Origin of the sequence: Sphingobacterium sp. GVS05A (assembly GCF_019969845.1) — a bacterium.
Taxonomy (GTDB): Bacteria; Bacteroidota; Bacteroidia; order Sphingobacteriales; family Sphingobacteriaceae; genus Sphingobacterium.
On record NZ_JAHXYR010000001.1, the window covers coordinates 475815 to 493608 of the forward strand.

Consider the following 17794-nt stretch of genomic DNA (forward strand, 5'->3'; position numbering starts at 1 on the left):
GCTTTTTTTTGTTTTAACGTTCGTAAAGTTCTATCGGAAGCTGATCGGGGTCGGCAAAGAAAGTGAATCTTTTTTGTGTTAGTTCGTCGACCCTTATCCCTTCATGTGCGATACCTACCTGTTCTAATTTATGTATTTCCGTATCCAGATTATCGACTTCAAAAGCTAAATGTCTTAAACCAGCAGCTTCAGGAAAACTAGGTCTATTAGGGGGGGAGGGAAAGGAAAATAGTTCAATGATGTAGGTTTCGTTGAGTTTTAAATCCAATTTGTATGAATCCCGTTCTAACCGATAATGTTCCTGCCAAATTTCAAGGCCGAGGATCTCGGTATAGAATTTTTTCGACCGCTGATAATCGCTACATATGATTGCAATATGATGTATTTTGTTTAAGCTTAATTTCATTTTGCTCTTTCGTATTGTTTTGGCCAGGGGATGTCTACGGATAATTCTTTTGCAAAGTGTAATGGGAGATGTGGATCATCTAAAAAACTCCGAGCGATCATAATTAAATCCGCCTGATCTTTTTCAATAATTTCGGCGGCCTGAGTCGCTGTTTTAATAATTCCGACAGTAGCCGTTTTACTTCCAGTTTTTTCTTTGATCGCTAGGGCAAATGGAAGTTGATAGGCAGGGCCAACATCAATTTTTTGATGGGAAACTGCTCCACCGCTTGATACATCAATGATATCAACTCCCTGCTCGGTCAATAGTTGTGATAGAGCTATGGATTGATCCAGATCCCAGCCATCCGGTGCCCAATCTGTCGCAGAAATACGTACCCATAAACTTTGCGTCGATATTTCCTGTTTTACCCGTTTGATGATCTCCAGCAGGAAACGGATTCTATTTTCAAATGTACCACCGAACTGGTCTGTTCGTAGGTTGCACAAAGGGGAGAGAAACTGATGAATGAGGTAACCATGTGCTGCGTGGAGTTCGATGATTTCGTAACCAGCTTGGATAGCTCTTTCGGTAGCTTGTCCAAACTGTTCGATGATTTCTTCGATCTCATTTGTTTTAAGCTCTTTCGGGACGTAATCTGTCGAATGGAAAGCCAGTGCAGATGGCGCGACAGTCTGCCATCCTAGGGCTTCTGAAGGGGCAAATTGACCACGACCAAGCCAAGGTTTGTTGCTACTGGCTTTGCGGCCCGCATGCGCGAGCTGAATACCGGGGATAGTATCATTTGCTTTGATAAAAGCTGTTATCTCTTTTAGTTTGTCAATATGTTGGTTATCCCATATCCCAAGGTCTCCATAGCTGATTCTACCTTCGGGTGCGACGGCTGTTGCTTCCTGTATGACTGCTGCTGCGCCTCCAATGGCAAATTGACCGAGGTGGACAAGATGCCAGTTGTTTGCAAAACCATCTTCAGCAGAATATTGGCACATAGGGGAAACAACTAAGCGGTTTTTCAAGTTTAAGGGACCGATGTTTATCGATGAAAATAGTTTACTCATAATTTCTTGTTTATATTAGACGGATGTAATGAGCTCCTGTCTAAGGACGGTGGTGATAGATCATAAATAATTCTATTGCGAGCCTTTAATAACGCTGAAGGCTCGCAATAGTGGTTTTATGGATTTGTAGACCATAAAGAGGCTGATTTTAACATTGCTCTTCTAGGCAATTTTAAATTCGCGATAATTAGTTCCGCGAAATCTTCCGGTTGTAATACTTTTTCGGGATCTCCGTCCGTCAGACCGAGATCTTTGGACATATCCGATGCAATGGTACTTGGCATTAGGGTACAGACCCGAATGTTATTTTTACGTACTTCACGCATCAATGAATCTGCAAATCCAATAACACCAAATTTTGAAGCACTATATGCTGAAGTCGTAGCTGCACCATTCAATCCAGCTGTAGAAGAGACCATGACAATATCACCCTGATTTTTTTCAATTAGTTGTGGCAGGACAGCTTTTGTAACAAAATAGGTTCCCAATAGATTAACATTGATAATCTCAGTCCAGTCGTGCACGTCCATTTCCATTACAGAGGAGAAGGAAGAGATACCCGCATTGTTGATAAGAATATCAAAGTTGCCAAAGGTTTCATTGAGATTATTAATTCCCTGATGTACAGCCTTGTTATCTGACACATCAAATACAGCATAAGTAACTTGTGTGCCAAACATTTTAAGCTCATCAGCAGTCTGCTTCAATGCTGTTTCGTTTCTTCCTGTGATCGCAACGTGTACGCCTTCTTTAGCCAATGCAACAGCAATGGCTTTCCCAAGCCCCTTTGCTCCACCTGTCACTAAGGCCCTTTTTCCTGTTATATTTTCCATAGTATAAAAGTAAGAATGATCTCATGGATTACTGTCAAATGAACCTCAAAAGACAGCCTATTTCACTTTTCTAATGATATTTTCTATAATTGGATAGGTATTTGCCCGGACTTCATCAAATTGATCTACAGGCCGCCATTCTGCCTTTGTAATGTCTTCAGCTGTTTGTGGTATTAATTTCGGAACTTTATTAACACCCATTTCATACCAATTGGTTGCCTTTAATACAAATTCTCCATTACGTAGATAGTATGTATGATAGGATGTGATGATCTTTTTACCTAAATAGTTGATTTTAATACCACATTCTTCTTCTACTTCACGAACAGCGGCTTCTTTCATCTTCTCATTGTCTTCCACTTTGCCTTTCGGAAGGTCCCATTTACCCAAGCGGTAGATAAAAAGGTAATCACCATCACCATTTTTAACCAGTCCACCAGCAGCTTTAATGATTTTTAACTTGCTTTTTAGGTTTTGAAATACGGTTTCGAAATCCCTGTTGACGTAGAGATATGTCTTCGGGACTTTATCAATTTCAGATTGTTTGAAAAGTTTTTGAAGTTCAATGTCTTGAATACTAATTGTTTGCGTGTTTTCGGTTTTCGAAGGAACAAAATCGGCTAAAATTAGCACGGTTTCGTTCATATAAATTTTATAAATTTGCGCCATGAATAATTTAAATGAGGTTGAACAAAAAGTTGCTGAATCCTTATTGCAAATTAAAGCAATAAAATTGCAACCTAAAAGTCCTTTTACTTGGGCGTCGGGTTGGAAGTCTCCAATTTACTGTGATAACCGTATCACTTTATCTCATCCAGCGATACGTACGTATATTCGTCAGAAGCTTTCTAAGCTTATTCAAGAAGAGTTTGGATCTGTAGATATGATTTCTGGAGTTGCTACGGCAGGTATTCCACAAGGCGTGTTGGTAGCACAGGATTTGGGCTTACCATTTTCTTATGTTAGAAGCTCAGCTAAAGATCATGGACGTCAAAATATGATTGAAGGTGAAGTCGTTAGTGGGCAACGTGTAGTTGTGGTTGAAGATCTAATTTCGACAGGAAAAAGCAGCTTGATCGCGGTCAAAGCATTGCGTGAAGCGGGTTGTAATGTTGTTGGATTGGTTTCCATATTTACATACGGCTTACAACAGGCGACTGATAATTTTGCTGATGCAAAATGTCCTTATTTCAGCTTGTGTAACTACGATGCACTGATTCAAGTCGCAGCTGAAAATGGCTATGTCTTGGATGAGGATGTTGAAATTTTGAAAAAATGGCGATTGAACCCTGAAGGATGGGGTGAAAATTTTCAATAAAGATGAATAATTTACCGTTATGACTACTATTCAGAACACAACAGAAATCAACAGAAATGTCAGCGAGGTATTTGCTTTTTTAACTGATCTCAATAATCATGAGCAGTTAATGCCTGAAAATATCTATAATTGGTCTTCAACATCGGACGAAGCACGATTTACCATTCAAAATATGGCAAAATTAGCGTTGAAAGTTGAGGAGCGTGTAGAAAACCAATTGATCAAACTGATTCCTTCTGAAAAAGCTCCTTTTGAGGTTACATTGCGTTGGGAACTGCAAGCAGTATCAGAAACTGTGACCAAAGCTACGTTTATAATTGATGCAGATCTGAATATGATGATGAAAATGATCGCATCAGGGCCGCTTCAGAAACTGATTGACTTTCAGGTAAACAAACTTAAAGCTGTATTGGGATAGTAGGTTTTATCACGGAATATAACATAAAAAAGCTCGATCGTTAGATCGAGCTTTTTTTATGTTATTATGCGAGTCGCTCATTTACTTTTTTCCAATTGACGACATTCCACCAATTTTTAATATAGTCTGCTCTCTTGTTTTGATAATGTAAGTAATAAGCATGTTCCCAAACGTCGAGTCCCAAAACTGGTATACCTTTTACTTCAGCAACATCCATTAATGGGTTATCCTGATTTGGGGTAGAAGTTATTTTCAGGTTCCCCGAATCATCCAGAATCAACCAGGCCCAGCCTGAACCGAAGCGGCTTGTCGCTGCGGCAGCGAATTGCTCCTTAAATTTGTCTAATGAGCCAAAGGACTTATTGATCATCGTCAACAATTTTTCTGATGGTTGACTAGCTTTGTCGGACAGGCTTTCCCAAAAGAAATTGTGATTCCATGCGCCGCCAGCGTTATTTCTGGCTTTCGGGGAATATTTGGATATATTAGCTAAAAGCTGTTCCTCTGAAGTTTCTTTGATCGCCTCAGCAACAATAGCTTCGTTGACAGCATTGATATAGGCCATATGATGCTTTGTATAATGGATTTCCATCGTCAGGGCGTCAATATTGGGCTCCAATGCGGCATAACTGAAAGGTAACTTTACTTGGGAAAACTTTAAAGTAGCGGCATTTAATTCAGTTGCTTTCGCGGAAGCAATATCTTGTAATATTGATCCAGATACAGCAATACCCAATGTGGCTTTTGCTGCATTTTGAAGGAAGTTTCTGCGTGTTTGCATATAATCTTATTATAATAAGTTTCGATATAAATATAACGTGAAATTCCACAAATATTGTACAAGAATTGTCTGCCAATTGTAATACAACAAAATTGTTATAAAACGTATCTGAAAAAGCCTATTTCCGTTCTGGTTTTTACATTTGTGTAAGCCAAAATTCGACAGTATATTTGAACCATGTACGCATTACGAATAGCAAAGATAATTCCCCAACCCAATAATAATATTACTTTTCAGTTGGAATCTCTTGCCGGCGACTATCCTAGATACAAAGCGGGGCAATTTATTACACTTTCATTTATGTTTGGTGATCGGGAGGTTCGTCGTTCCTATTCTTTTAATAGTTCGCCGGATTATGATGAGCCATTAAGCATTACGGTAAAACGTGTGGAAAATGGAGAGATCTCAAGATTGCTTCATCATACCATTGCCGAAGGGGATGTTGTTCAGGCCATGGAACCACAGGGATTATTTACATATGAGCCTGATGAGCATAAAGTAAGAACCTTGTTTTTATTTGCAGCAGGTATTGGTATAACGCCTTTGTATTCCATTCTTAAAACGGCGCTGCTTGTTGAAGATAAGTCTAAGGTGATACTGGTATATAGCAACAGAGCATCTGATCAGACGCCATTTCGTGAGGAGCTGGAGAAATGGGCCATAAAATTCCCAGATCGTTTAACGATTGTCTGGATTTATTCCAACAGCAAATATCTGATGAAAGCCCGGCTGAATCGGGATTATATTCTTTCCATTGTCAAGGATCATCTTGTAGGGGAAAAAGAGGAAGCACTATTTTATACGTGCGGACCAGTGATTTATATGGATTTATGTCGTTTTACACTTTTGGGTATGGGCTTTGATGCCAATCAGATTAGAAGAGAAACATTTTTATTGCCCGAAAACGAAGAGGATGATGACGATGAGTCTGAAAAAGAGATTGATACAACATCCTATCGAATCAAATTACATTTTCAAGGCGAAAGCTATGATCTTGAAGTCCCTTATAATAAATCTATTTTGGATGTAGGATTGGAGCATAAAATCAAGTTACCCTATTCTTGCAAATCTGGTATGTGCAGTACATGTATCTCACAATGTTCGAAAGGGAAGGTCCGAATGGATTATAACGAAGTGCTAACCGATCGTGAAATGGAAAATGGACGTATCTTATTGTGCACCGGCCACCCTACTGTTGAAGGGACAGAGATTGAGGTACTTTAAAAAACAGGCTGTATTTATCTCGTTTGTTTGATTAATTGCGTGTATTTCCGAATAATATTTTAATATATTATTTATTATTATCTATTTGTTCTGCTATGTGCAGCAATTAAAATTGCATTTAAAAGCAAATTTAGCTAAGTTTGGGTATAACCGTTTTTTATATCCAACTATTATGGGAAAATTACTTAGGAGCCCTATAGAAGAACAAAAATCTCAATCTGAGATCAATAAATTCAAACAGTATATCGAACAGCGATATCAATTATCCTTCGCGTCTTATCATGATCTACGGGCATGGTCAACGACAACTATTGTTGATTTTTGGCGGGATGTTGCCACTTACTTTAATACAAAATTTCATTCAGGTTTTAGCAGTGTATTAGCTAATCCTGCAAACAGCGATAGCTTTTTTGGATCGACGTGGTTTAGTGGATCGACATTAAATTATGCTGATATGTATTTCACTGTGAAACGGGGACAGATACCAACGCATTTGCACATTCCAATGGGTACCTTCAATGTTAATTTTACAACTATTTAGGTTACATCTATACGGTGGTGAAGATGGTGAGCAAAGAGGATGTGGCCAATGTTATTCAGTTGATTTAGGAAACCCTATTAATGATAAAATCAAACATCAGTTTGAAATACTTTTAATCCAATAACGCTAATAATGATAGATAAAACAGTAAAAAATGTACAAGAAGCCTGCAATGGCATCGAAGACGGAATGACCATAATGTTAGGCGGCTTCGGGCTTTGCGGTATTCCCGAAAATTCTATTGCCGAGCTGGTAAAAAAAGAAGTGAAAGATTTAACCTGTATTTCTAATAATGCGGGTGTGGATGATTTTGGTTTGGGCTTACTTTTACAAAAAAAGCAAATCAAAAAAATGATTTCATCTTACGTTGGCGAAAACGCCGAATTCGAAAGGCAGCTTTTAAGCGGAGAATTGGAAGTAGAACTAATCCCGCAAGGGACTCTGGCGACACGTTGTATGGCTGCAGGATACGGAATGCCAGCCATTTATACACCGGCAGGCGTTGGAACCGAAATCGCTGAAGGCAAAGAAGTGAGAAACTTTAAAGGCAAAGATTATCTTTTGGAATATGCTTTCGATGCCGATTTTGCTATTGTTAAAGCATGGAAAGGTGACAAAGCAGGTAATCTTATCTATCGTTCTACAGCTAGAAACTTTAATCCTGTAATGGCTATGGCTGGTAAAATAACCATTGCCGAAGTTGAAGAACTGGTAGAGATTGGTGAACTAAATCCAGACGAAATTCATACTCCAGGAATTTATGTTCACAGAATTTTTCAGGGAGAACATTACGAAAAGAGAATCGAGCAAAGAACCGTAAGACCTAAAAACTAAATTATGGCACTATCTAAAGAACAAATTGCACAACGTATTGCAAAAGAAATTAAAAATAATAGTTACGTTAACCTAGGTATCGGAATTCCAACCTTGGTAGCCAATTACATTCCAGAAGGTGTTAATGTGGTTTTGCAATCCGAGAATGGACTTCTGGGTATGGGGCCTTTTCCTTTCGAAGGCAGCGAAGATCCAGATTTGATTAATGCGGGCAAGCAAACCATTACCACATTACCAGGTTCTGCAGTGTTCGATTCGGCGCTAAGTTTTGGGATGATTAGAGCCCAAAAAGTAGATCTAACCATTTTAGGTGCCATGGAGGTTTCTGAAAGTGGCGATATTGCTAATTGGAAAATTCCGGGAAAAATGGTAAAAGGAATGGGCGGCGCCATGGACCTTGTCGCCTCTGCCAAAAATATTATCGTTGCCATGCAACAAGTTAATAAAAGTGGTGAAAGTAAACTCCTCGCAGAATGCACACTTCCATTAACAGGTGTAAAGTGCATAAAAAAAATTGTCACTGAATTAGGCGTTTACGAAATTCTACCAGAGGGAGGTTTCCAGCTTTTAGAAAGAGCTCCAGGTGTAAGTGTTGAGGAAATAAGAACTGCAACCGCTGGAAAATTAATTGCCGACGAAAATATACCTGAAATGGTTTTTTAAGTAAGAAAAGTTACAAATAAATGGATTTGTAGCGTAGCAACCAAAGTGGGGACTGGCTGAATTTGAAATCATCAGTAAAATATAGCCAAGGTATAAACAATAAAAGGTTCGTGGAACCCTTTATATAAAGCGCTCCTGTATCATGCGATACAGGAGCGCATTTTTGTTACTGAGGCAGTTATTGTCGTCTGGACGTTTTTCGTATTATATTTATACCTGAATTACCCCAACATTGTATCGTTCGACAATAGGCTTTTCATTAGCGGCTTCTATTCCCATACTGATGACTTTTCTGGTTTCCGCAGGGGCAATAATTCCATCTACCCAAAGTCGGGCAGCGGCATAATAGGGGCTTAATTGCTCATTATATCGGTCTTCAATAGATTTCAATAGTATATTCTTTTCTTCTTCATTGATTTCCTTCCCTTTGGCTTTTAAAGCTGACTCCTGGATCTGAAATAGCGTTTTGCCGGCTGCGGCGCCGCTCATGACGGCCATCTGGGCGCTTGGCCAAGCATAGATCAACCGAGGATCATAAGCCTTACCGCACATTGCGTAATTTCCCGCTCCATAGCTATTTCCTACGATGAACGTAAATTTGGGTACGACGGAATTTGCCATTGCATTGACCATTTTGGCGCCATCTTTAATAATTCCACCTTGCTCGGATCGGCTGCCGACCATAAATCCGGTGACATCCTGAAAGAAGACAAGCGGAATGTTTTGTTGGTTGCAGTTCATGATAAAGCGTGCGGCTTTGTCTGCTGAGTCACTATAGATAACGCCACCCATTTGCATTTCCATCGCATTACCGGGTTTCTTTGCTTTAATGATTTCCCGTTGATTGGCGACGATACCCACAGCCCATCCATCTACACGTGCAAGTGCGCATACAATGGTTTTACCATAATCGGGTTTATACTCCTCCAGTGTTTCTGCATCAACAATCGCTTCGAGGATGTCTTGCATGCGGTAAGGTTTGGTTCGATCCTCTGGAAGAATTTCTATAATTTTTTCGGGGTCTGTTTTTGGAGGCAGGCTTTCCTTCCGATTGAAATTTGCTTTTGCATGACCACCGATTTTATCAATTACATTTTTAATTGCTGTGAGGCAACTTTGGTCGTCGGGGAACTTATTGTCCGTAACACCTGATATTTCAGAGTGCGTGGAAGCGCCACCGAGTGTTTCGGCATCTACTGTTTCCCCAATAGCTGATTTAACTAAATATGGACCGGCCAGGAAAACAGATCCAGTACCTTCAACAATGAAAGCATAGTCCGACATGATGGGTAGGTAGGCTCCGCCTGCGACACAGCTGCCCATGATCGCGGCAATCTGCGGAATGCCCATGGAGGACATGCGTGCATTATTACGGAATATTCGTCCAAAGTGTTCTTTGTCAGGGAAGATTTCATCTTGCATCGGTAGAAAAACACCTGCGGAATCCACCAGATATATTATTGGAAGATTGTTTTCCATGGCGATTTCCTGTGCACGAAGATTTTTCTTGGCCGAGATCGGAAACCAGGCTCCAGCTTTTACTGTGGCGTCGTTGGAAACAATAACGCAAAGTTTGGATTTAACATACCCCAATACCGCTGCACAGCCGGCATTGGTGCAGCCTCCATGCTCTGTGTACATGCCTTCTCCAGCAAACATGCCTATTTCGAGGTATTCCCGGTCTGGATCCAGTAAATATGCTATTCTTTCCCATGCCGACAGCTTACCTTTCTCTTTAAGTTTTTTGATTTTATCGATACCACCACCGAGTTTTAAATTTTCTCTTTTTTGGCGAAGTAATGCTAGCAGCTCCTTCATAGTTTATAATTCTGGTTTAAAAAGCTATATTGATTAAGAATTTCTTATTTTTAGATAAATTTAAAATAAAATTTTAAAATATTTGCAATTTTATTCCTAAATATTTTGATATATTTGAATTGTATTACCGATTGTAAATTTAATATTCATGCTTATGTTTATTGAAAATAAACAACAAATGGATATGATCAGACAGAGTGCACGAGATTTTGCACAGTATCATATCAAACCTTATGTGATGGAATGGGATGAAGCCCAAATATTTCCAATAGAAGTTTTTAAAAAATTAGGTGAACACGGTTTCATGGGCGTTATCGTTCCCGAGGAATACGGAGGTTCGGGCCTAGGTTATCAGGAGTATATCACCGTGCTGGATGAAATCTCCAAAGTTTGTGGATCGATCGGACTTTCGGTTGCGGCACATAACTCATTATGTACCAATCATATTTTGAGTTTTGCTAATGAGGAACAGAAGAAACGCTATCTTCCGAAATTAGCTACTGCGGAATGGATTGGTGCTTGGGGCCTTACAGAGACTGGCTCAGGCTCGGATGCCGGTGGTATGACCACCTTTGCCGAAAGGGATGGGGATTACTATGTGCTGAATGGTTCGAAGAATTTTATTACACATGCCATTAGTTCGAGTGTCGCTGTTGTGATCGCTCGGACGGGGCAAAAGGGTGATAAAAAAGGAATGTCCGCTTTTATCGTTGAAAAGGACACGCCAGGGTTTACTGCAGGAAAAAAAGAGAATAAATTAGGTATGCGTGCTTCGGAGACGGCATGTTTATTTTTTGATAACTGTAGAATTCATCGCGATCAGCTCATCGGTGAGGAAGGTCAAGGATTTGTGCAGGCTCTGAAGCTTTTGGATGGGGGAAGAATCTCCATTGCGGCCCTGTCTTTGGGTATTGCACGTGGTGCTTATGAATGTGCGTTAAAATATGCGCATGAAAGAGAACAGTTTGGTAAAAAGATCTACGATTTTCAGGCTGTTTCATTTGCCCTGGCAGATATGGCTACTCAAGTGGAGGCCAGTGAGCTATTGACCCGTCAGGCGGGTTATCTCAAAGATCATGGTGAACGCGTATCCAAAATTGGCGCGATGGCCAAACTATATGCTTCTGAAGCAGCAGTAAGTGTTTCAAATGAATCTGTACAGATTTTTGGTGGATATGGTTTTACAAAAGATTATCCTGCGGAGAAGTTCTTTCGTGATGCCAAATTATGTACAATAGGCGAGGGGACTTCCAGTATCCAAAAGATGGTGATTGCTCGCGAAATTGAGAAAGATATTTTATAGTATAATATGAAAGATCCGGTTGTATTGGTCGATTGTCCACGAGATGCCATTCAGGGCCTGCATAATTTTATTGCGACAGATAAGAAGGTCAAACATATCAATGCGTTGATAGAAAGTGGCTTATTTGATGTGATTGATTTTGGTTCGTTTGTTTCTCCAAAGGCGGTTCCGCAATTGGCGGACACAAAAGAAGTCCTGAATGGTGTTTTGAAGAATGATCGGGTAAAGTTATTGGCAATTGTCGCCAATCTGAGAGGTGTTCAAGAGGCAGTTCAAGAGGAAAAAATAGATTTTATCGGTTATCCATTTTCTATATCAGAAACTTTCCAGTTGCGCAATACGAATAGAGGGCTGGACTATTCTTATCAGCAATTGAAGGAAATGAAAATCTTGGCTGATACCTATGATAAGACATTGGTGGTGTATATTAGCATGGCTTTTGGCAATCCGTATGGTGACCCCTGGTCGGTAGATCTGGTCGAAGAATGGATTGATCGGCTTATGCAACTTGGTGTAGCCGAATTTTCTCTGGCGGATACTACTTCAGAGGCGAATGTTGGACAGATTACCGATCTCTTCGGTCTTGTCCGGATGCGTTATCCGCAGCTCGCTATAGGGGCCCATTTTCACGCAAGGCGGGAAGATAGTCTTGCAAAGGTTCAGGCTGCCTACGATGCAGGTTGCCGTAAGTTTGAAGGGGCATTATTGGGTTATGGTGGATGTCCATTTGCCAAAGATGATTTGGTTGGAAATATTCCATCAGAAATTTTGCTGGATCTTTTTGATAGGGGGAGTTTGACGGAGAAGATGGCCTTGGAGGAGAGCTTTAGACAGATGATCTTGTAGATAGAATAAATGGAAAAATTGAATTTCATAAAGGTACAACGCGAACAGCATGTGTTTATATTGACGCTGGCGCGATCGGAGAAAAGGAATGCTTTTAGTCCGACAATGGTGAGTGAGATTGCCTATGCTTTGGCAGTGGCCAATGCGGATCCGGAGATTCGTCTGATACAGGTTGAAGCTGAAGGACCCGTATTTTGTGCCGGGATGGATCTGAAAGCTTTTGAAGATCCGTTGGTTGATGAAGCTAATCCTCGGATTCCCAAGGTCGAGAAATCGCTGGCTGAACTGTTTGCTAATTTAGATAAACCGTCTATATGTGTTGTTCGGGGTGATGTGATTGCAGGTGGGTTTTTAATTGCCTTATCCTGTACTTATTTGTTTGCCATGCCGCAGGTGCGGTTTTCATTACCTGAAGTGAAGATCGGCCTTTTTCCTTTTCAGGTATTGGCGCTGCTGCTAGAGTATATGCCCGAACGGAAGGCAATGGACCTTTGTATTCAAGGTCGATCTTTCTCGGCAGAAGAGGCACTGGAAAAGGAGTTGCTTTATGCAATTTTGGAGCCAGAGGAGGTCGAATTAGATGATTTGAAAAGAACTATTGTAGAGAATGCACCCTTGGCTATCGCAAAGGGTTTTGGGGCGCTTCGTAAATTGAAAGAAAATTCGTTGACGGATAAATATGCGTTTCTTTTGGATGAGCTTGCTAAACTTCGTCAGACAGCTGACTTCAAAGAAGGGATGGCGGCAATGCGTGATAAACGAAAGGGAGAGTGGAAGAATAGCTGATCAAAAAGAACGGAAACTTGGTCTACTGGTCAAAGGAGAAAATTCCCAGGGAATAGAACTTAACACGATCAATAAAGCGAGACCAAACCAAATGAGTAAAATTTTAAAACGTCGATCATCTGTATCGGCGTTTTTGCTTTTTAGACTACCGATGAGCAGAAAGATTGCTGCGAGGATCATCATGCTGCTATGCTCCATTCCGAAAAAGCGAATCTGTCGTAAGTGTACAGCTGTTTTGAAATGTGTTAGAAAATATTGTGTGATCGGACTTAATATATAGAGTATGATGCCCATTAATGCTTGCATATAAAAAGCAATAATGACCGCCTTTTTTATGAAATTATCGGTAGGGGTGAAGGGGAGTCTCTTCTTTTTTTGATAGGCAAAACGTAATAAACTAACTATAAGAATGATCAAAACAATCCATCGCCAGGTGGAATGCAAAGCTAAAATAAGGGCGTAAATAGAAGTCATAGCGATACAAAGATGAACATAAAATACATTAAAAAACACTTCAGTCAGTTGATTATTGTGACGACAGCAAAGCCGATTCGGGTTAAAAATGATTGCTGAGTTCTATCGCTGAATGAGAAGATGATAAAAATGAGCTTTGAATTTAATGTGATTTTTTTGTTTATGTAATATTAGTAATCTGTAGATTATTAATTATTTAACATTTTAATATACCCGGTATTAACTTAGGGTTAATTGGCTTCTGAGCCATACAGATGCGGTTTTTGGCCATATTGTATAGGGAAATTAGCTCAAAAGTGCGGTGGCAAATTCCAATTTTAATTCACTTTGGTGATTGGGTTGTGTAATGCGTGATTTTTGATGCTTTTTAAGCGATTTGACGGGCTTTTTGCCGGTAATTGTACTTCGCTTCATCGGGATAAAAAAGTGTTCTCAAGGCGCTAATTTTAAATTTTTCGTATTGAGACGGTTTTAGATATGCGCAAAAATAATGCGTTCTGATCTTGTTTTTTCATTATGAATTTCATAATTTGTTTATTTAATTATCTTTTTATCAGTATATATATGCTTGTTATGTGAACTTATTGTTTGTTGTTTTTGCTGATTTTGAGGTGTAATAGAGAGTGTCGACCTAGCGACCTTATCGCCTTTAAAGGGGAGCTACAGATTTATTTTTTTAAAATATTTTTTTGAAACATCGAGAATTAGTTTCTATATTAGTGTATTAATTAAATAATACAGTAGTATGATTACTATCCAAAATCTAAATTTCAGTTATAGTAAATCCAGACCACTCTTTCTTCAAATGGATCTCACCTTGAAGCAGGGACATATCTACGGATTGCTTGGAAAGAACGGCGCGGGTAAGTCTACCTTGCTAAAAAATATTGCCGGCTTGGTATATCCAGTATCGGGGGTGGTTGAAGTCTTGGGACACAACCCAATCCGAAGGGAGCCTTCTTTGTTGCGGGAGATCAGTTTTATTCCGGAGGAGTTTTATTTGCCTGCAGTAAAATCAGAACAATTTTTAAAAGCCAATGCTGGATTTTATCCAAATTTTGACCGAGAACACTTTTATCGCTTGATTAAAGAATTTGAAATTCCGGTAGAACAAAAATTGGCGGAGATGAGCTATGGTCAGAAAAAGAAATACATTATTTCTTTCGGTTTGGCTTCCAATACGAAAATTATCATTATGGATGAGCCTACGAATGGGCTAGATATTCCTTCTAAAGCGCAGTTTCGTAAAATTATGGCTTCGGCCATTACAGACGACCGTTGCGTAATTATCTCAACCCATCAGGTACGTGATCTGGATAATCTGATTGATGCGGTCATTTTGCTTGATGAGCATAAGGTAGCGTTGAATGCACCTGTTAACCTGATTACCGATAAGCTCTGTTTTAAAAAGATGAAGGAACTATCTTTTGATGTGCTGCATGCGGAGGAGGCGCTTGGAGGTTTCAATGTGATTCTTCCAAATACACTGGCTGAAGATTCCAAACTGGATCTGGAGTTGTTGTTCAATGCGGTTTTGCAGCAAAAGGAAAAAATTACAAATCTCATTAAAGTCGATAAATATGTCAAACCTGTTTAATACTACACGTTTTTTTGCACTGATCCGTAGGCAATGGGTCGGTTTTGGACGAATATATCTGATGTCAATAGGTGTGATCGCAGGCGTAATCTTTTGTTTTTATGCTTTCAATGTGGGGACTAATTATGATCATCTTCAGCATGATTTTGCCAATGTTTATTCGATATTGAATTTTAGATCACCTTTATTCTGTGTATTGGGATTATTTTTTGTGACTGTGATCTCGAGCAGTTATTTTTCTGATCTTGGACGCAAGACAAAAGCTATTTTTGAATTGATGATACCTGCTTCGCAGTTGGAGAAATTTCTGGTCGGTATTTTCTATACAGTGGTCATTGGGATCAGCTCATATCTACTGATCTATTATCTAATCGATCTAGCCTTCATTTCCTATTTGCGAGGTTTTGGTCCTTCCATTAGAACGGAGGTAAATGAACTCGGTGAACAGGTTACGGTGGAGTTCTGGCAATATTTTTTTAGCGTGGATTATCCGAGCGGGGCGTATTATGCCTGTTTTTTACCTGTCGTATTGAATGCTATATTTTTACTGGGGGGTATTGTTTTTAAGAGCTATCAATATGTTAAGACCGCGATCTCACTGTTGCTTTATTGCGTGGTCTGGATGTCTTTTTTTGTGTATCTCATGAAAACACAAACGGAAAATACAGTGGGGCGCATGGATGATAATTATTGGTCAGATTCAAATCACATCTTTGGGCTAATTACAGTGACAGGAATAGCGCTCACATTGATATTCTGGGGGATTGCCTTTTTAAGGTTAAAAGAGAAGGAGATTTAATATGGAATTTAATGCCAACAAAGCGATTTATCTACAGATTGCGGAATATGTATGTGATCATATTTTAATGGAAACCTGGAAAACGAACGACAAGTTGCCCTCGGTACGGGAGCTGGCAGTTCAATTGGAGGTGAATCCGAATACAGTTATGAGGACCTATGATATGCTGCAACAGAAGGAGATTATCGCGAATAAACGCGGAATCGGTTTTTTCTTGACCGGGGATTCTGTCCGGAATGTTAAATCTTATCGGAAGACGGTTTTTTTGGAAGAGGATCTTCCTTTGTTCTTTCGGAATATTTATTTATTGGAAATCGGCCTGACTGAATTGGAGCAACGTTACAGACAGTTTGTTGAACAGAATTTTAATTAAAATGAATCATGAAATTAAGTACTAAATTATTGATAGGGCTCGCAATATTCCTTTTTGTTGTTCCGACATTGGTGGCCTCTTATTTTGTTCGGATCAATAGGGTAGATGCAAAAGTTTATCATACAAATGTAGAAAAGGAGGTGTCAAACCCTGGTGCGGCGGATGTTTATTTTCGGTCGTTTCCTGTAGGCAAATTTGATAAGCTGCAGATCCTTGGTTCAGATGCCAGGGGGATCAATTTATATGTGGTGAAAAGTGATAAGTTTATGGTGAAGGTGAATAAGAGCCAGGCGGATTTTGTAAAGGCGAAGGTAGATGCTGATGGTTTTCTGGTGCTGGATTTTTTGGAAGGTGGTGACAAGTATTATAAGTCGGTCTATATTTTTACACCTGATCTTAAAATATTAAAATTGAAGAAGGCCGATGTGAACGAGTTTTCTGCGAAACTTGATGAGTTCACTATCGTTGGTGATAGTGTTGAGAATTTTTCTTTAAGTGGAGAAACGGTTATCAATACGCTTAATTTGGTTTTGACAAATTCGCATATAGATGATTTTGGCTACCGTGACGACAAAAATACGGCACCTGTCGGTCATTTACACGTTGATATCACCAACACCAATCTAGGGTTGCCTCGGGTTGATTACAAGACTGCTGATATTCTTGTTAAGAATTCGCAGGTCTATTTTAATAGAAAAGGGGATAAGTCTAGGGTCGATGTTTTGGATATCAAAACGGAAGGTGTTTCTTCTGTCCGGCTTGATAGTTTGCAATGGAATACATTGAAAGGACGTTTGTCAAATGATACAAAAATTGATTTGCCAGTGCATGCATTGCGTAATCTGATCAAATAGTCTTTCGTATTGATTTTGTTTGCCAAGGTCTTGCGAACAGGCATTTGCTGTGTAAAAGCTCAAAATTCCATTTGTTGGAATTTGAGCTTTTTTTGGTATATCCTGATCTATGGGGTAATGAGCGCTGCGATCTGTTGATCACTTGTGACACCCGGTTCCAGTGCAATCAGTTTAAAATTACGGAAATGAATCTCCGATCCTTCAGATTCGAGGCAGAGGTAACCTTTTTTTACAGTTGAATTGCGTATTCCGTTGACAAATTTTCCGTTGACGGCCAATTTGATTGTGCCGTCGATACATATAATTGTGTATTTGTTCCATTCGCCTTTCCCCTTAGCTCTGTTTTCTATGGATTTGCTGCGTGTGCCGCGGGGAGTGTCTGGTATTGTGGTAACGCCGCCAACGCCAAATAGTTCGCCGTGAACGTAGGCAATTGGTGCCTGCTTACCATCAATATGGTTCTGATTTACCCAGTCCAATTCAAGCATTTGTACTTCTACACCTCCAGGTAACCTGCCTGATGGATCAGGTTTGGCATCTGACCAAACGAAAATTCCTGAATTACCACCAGCGTATTGATGGTTCCATTCGACATGGATAATAAAGTTTTCGTACTGTTTTGAGGAGCGTACTACACCTATTGGTTTTCCCTTGCAAATGAGATTACCTTTCTCGATACGCCATGTGTCAGGGTCTGTATTGACATTGATCCAGTGAATTTTTTCTGAATTCTTCTTGTTTAATACCCAGTCGTCCCATTGGATTTCCTGACCAAAATTAAATAAGGTATTGTTTTGGGCTAGGAGGTTACTATTATTAAGCAATAAAATGCTGAAAATAGAATAAATAAGTCTCTTCATAAGGTTTT

General features: G+C 39.7%; 21 protein-coding genes. 13 read left to right on the forward strand and 8 right to left on the reverse strand.

From position 1 onward, the window contains the following. Positions 1-13 precede the first annotated feature (13 nt). From LC454_RS01985 to LC454_RS02000, 4 genes are all read right to left on the reverse strand, one after another. Positions 14-406 (reverse strand): VOC family protein, encoded by a 393-nt coding sequence (locus LC454_RS01985; protein ID WP_223578672.1) that lies wholly within the window; start codon positions 404-406, stop codon positions 14-16. Further along, positions 403-1464, reverse strand: coding sequence for an NADH:flavin oxidoreductase/NADH oxidase (locus LC454_RS01990; RefSeq protein WP_223578674.1), 1062 nt, complete (start codon positions 1462-1464; stop codon positions 403-405). The genes LC454_RS01985 and LC454_RS01990 overlap by 4 nt, the downstream gene beginning before the upstream one ends. Before the next feature lie 116 nt (positions 1465-1580). Continuing rightward, positions 1581-2297, reverse strand: coding sequence for a 3-ketoacyl-ACP reductase (locus LC454_RS01995; protein WP_223578676.1), 717 nt, complete (start codon positions 2295-2297; stop codon positions 1581-1583). Between the two features lie 57 nt (positions 2298-2354). Further along, complete coding sequence (locus tag LC454_RS02000; protein ID WP_223578678.1) at positions 2355-2942, reverse strand: NUDIX domain-containing protein; 588 nt, start codon at positions 2940-2942, stop codon at positions 2355-2357. Between the two features lie 22 nt (positions 2943-2964). On the opposite strand from LC454_RS02000, the gene pyrE reads away from it, so the two are divergent. Both pyrE and LC454_RS02010 read left to right on the forward strand, forming a co-directional pair. Further along, positions 2965-3615 (forward strand): orotate phosphoribosyltransferase, encoded by a 651-nt coding sequence (gene pyrE / locus LC454_RS02005; RefSeq protein ID WP_120258415.1) that lies wholly within the window; start codon positions 2965-2967, stop codon positions 3613-3615. A 19-nt stretch (positions 3616-3634) separates the two neighbouring features. Beyond that, a complete protein-coding gene (locus tag LC454_RS02010; protein ID WP_223578680.1) occupies positions 3635-4033 on the forward strand; it encodes an SRPBCC family protein in 399 nt (132 codons plus the stop codon). Positions 4034-4097: 64 nt separating this feature from the next. Here LC454_RS02010 and LC454_RS02015 read toward each other — a convergent pair whose 3' ends face one another. Further along, on the reverse strand, positions 4098-4814 hold the full coding sequence (locus tag LC454_RS02015; RefSeq protein WP_120258413.1) for a superoxide dismutase: 717 nt from the start codon (positions 4812-4814) through the stop codon (positions 4098-4100). A 177-nt stretch (positions 4815-4991) separates the two neighbouring features. On the opposite strand from LC454_RS02015, the gene LC454_RS02020 reads away from it, so the two are divergent. The 4 genes from LC454_RS02020 to LC454_RS02035 all read left to right on the forward strand — a co-directional run bounded on the left by LC454_RS02020 (position 4992) and on the right by LC454_RS02035 (position 8076). Beyond that, positions 4992-6038: a ferredoxin--NADP reductase gene (locus LC454_RS02020; protein WP_223578682.1), complete on the forward strand. Its 1047-nt coding sequence runs from the start codon at positions 4992-4994 to the stop codon at positions 6036-6038. Positions 6039-6210: 172 nt separating this feature from the next. After that, positions 6211-6579, forward strand: coding sequence for an acetyl-coenzyme A synthetase N-terminal domain-containing protein (locus tag LC454_RS02025; protein WP_223578684.1), 369 nt, complete (start codon positions 6211-6213; stop codon positions 6577-6579). 132 nt (positions 6580-6711) lie between these two features. Beyond that, on the forward strand, positions 6712-7413 hold the full coding sequence (locus LC454_RS02030) for a CoA transferase subunit A (RefSeq protein WP_223578686.1): 702 nt from the start codon (positions 6712-6714) through the stop codon (positions 7411-7413). 3 nt (positions 7414-7416) lie between these two features. Further along, positions 7417-8076 carry a 3-oxoacid CoA-transferase subunit B gene (locus LC454_RS02035; protein WP_223578688.1) on the forward strand — a complete coding sequence of 220 codons (660 nt, stop codon included), beginning with the start codon at positions 7417-7419 and terminating at the stop codon, positions 8074-8076. A gap of 210 nt (positions 8077-8286) precedes the next feature. Here the strand turns inward: LC454_RS02035 and LC454_RS02040 are convergent, their stop codons facing one another. Continuing rightward, positions 8287-9894 carry an acyl-CoA carboxylase subunit beta gene (locus tag LC454_RS02040; RefSeq protein ID WP_223578690.1) on the reverse strand — a complete coding sequence of 536 codons (1608 nt, stop codon included), beginning with the start codon at positions 9892-9894 and terminating at the stop codon, positions 8287-8289. A gap of 154 nt (positions 9895-10048) precedes the next feature. On the opposite strand from LC454_RS02040, the gene LC454_RS02045 reads away from it, so the two are divergent. The 3 genes from LC454_RS02045 to LC454_RS02055 are packed head-to-tail and all read left to right on the forward strand — an operon-like array spanning position 10049 to position 12829. After that, positions 10049-11197 carry an acyl-CoA dehydrogenase family protein gene (locus tag LC454_RS02045; protein ID WP_120258408.1) on the forward strand — a complete coding sequence of 383 codons (1149 nt, stop codon included), beginning with the start codon at positions 10049-10051 and terminating at the stop codon, positions 11195-11197. A 6-nt stretch (positions 11198-11203) separates the two neighbouring features. Next, on the forward strand, positions 11204-12043 hold the full coding sequence (locus LC454_RS02050; protein ID WP_223578692.1) for a hydroxymethylglutaryl-CoA lyase: 840 nt from the start codon (positions 11204-11206) through the stop codon (positions 12041-12043). 9 nt (positions 12044-12052) lie between these two features. Next, positions 12053-12829: an enoyl-CoA hydratase/isomerase family protein gene (locus LC454_RS02055; RefSeq protein ID WP_223578694.1), complete on the forward strand. Its 777-nt coding sequence runs from the start codon at positions 12053-12055 to the stop codon at positions 12827-12829. Here the strand turns inward: LC454_RS02055 and LC454_RS02060 are convergent, their stop codons facing one another. Next, the gene (locus LC454_RS02060; protein ID WP_223578696.1) at positions 12830-13135 is read right to left on the reverse strand and encodes a hypothetical protein; all 306 of its coding nucleotides are present in this window, start codon (positions 13133-13135) and stop codon (positions 12830-12832) included. Between the two features lie 913 nt (positions 13136-14048). On the opposite strand from LC454_RS02060, the gene LC454_RS02065 reads away from it, so the two are divergent. From LC454_RS02065 to LC454_RS02080, 4 genes are read left to right on the forward strand one after another with little or no spacing between them, the layout of a single operon-like run. Next, a complete protein-coding gene (locus LC454_RS02065; RefSeq protein WP_223578698.1) occupies positions 14049-14900 on the forward strand; it encodes an ATP-binding cassette domain-containing protein in 852 nt (283 codons plus the stop codon). Beyond that, complete coding sequence (locus tag LC454_RS02070) at positions 14884-15699, forward strand: hypothetical protein (RefSeq protein ID WP_223578700.1); 816 nt, start codon at positions 14884-14886, stop codon at positions 15697-15699. The genes LC454_RS02065 and LC454_RS02070 overlap by 17 nt, the downstream gene beginning before the upstream one ends. Position 15700: 1 nt before the next feature. After that, positions 15701-16072 (forward strand): GntR family transcriptional regulator, encoded by a 372-nt coding sequence (locus LC454_RS02075; protein WP_120258402.1) that lies wholly within the window; start codon positions 15701-15703, stop codon positions 16070-16072. Between the two features lie 8 nt (positions 16073-16080). Then, complete coding sequence (locus tag LC454_RS02080; protein WP_223578702.1) at positions 16081-16926, forward strand: hypothetical protein; 846 nt, start codon at positions 16081-16083, stop codon at positions 16924-16926. A gap of 107 nt (positions 16927-17033) precedes the next feature. Here LC454_RS02080 and LC454_RS02085 read toward each other — a convergent pair whose 3' ends face one another. Next, positions 17034-17786, reverse strand: a complete 753-nt coding sequence (locus tag LC454_RS02085; protein ID WP_223578704.1) for a DUF1080 domain-containing protein — start codon at positions 17784-17786, stop codon at positions 17034-17036. Positions 17787-17794: the final 8 nt, after the last annotated feature.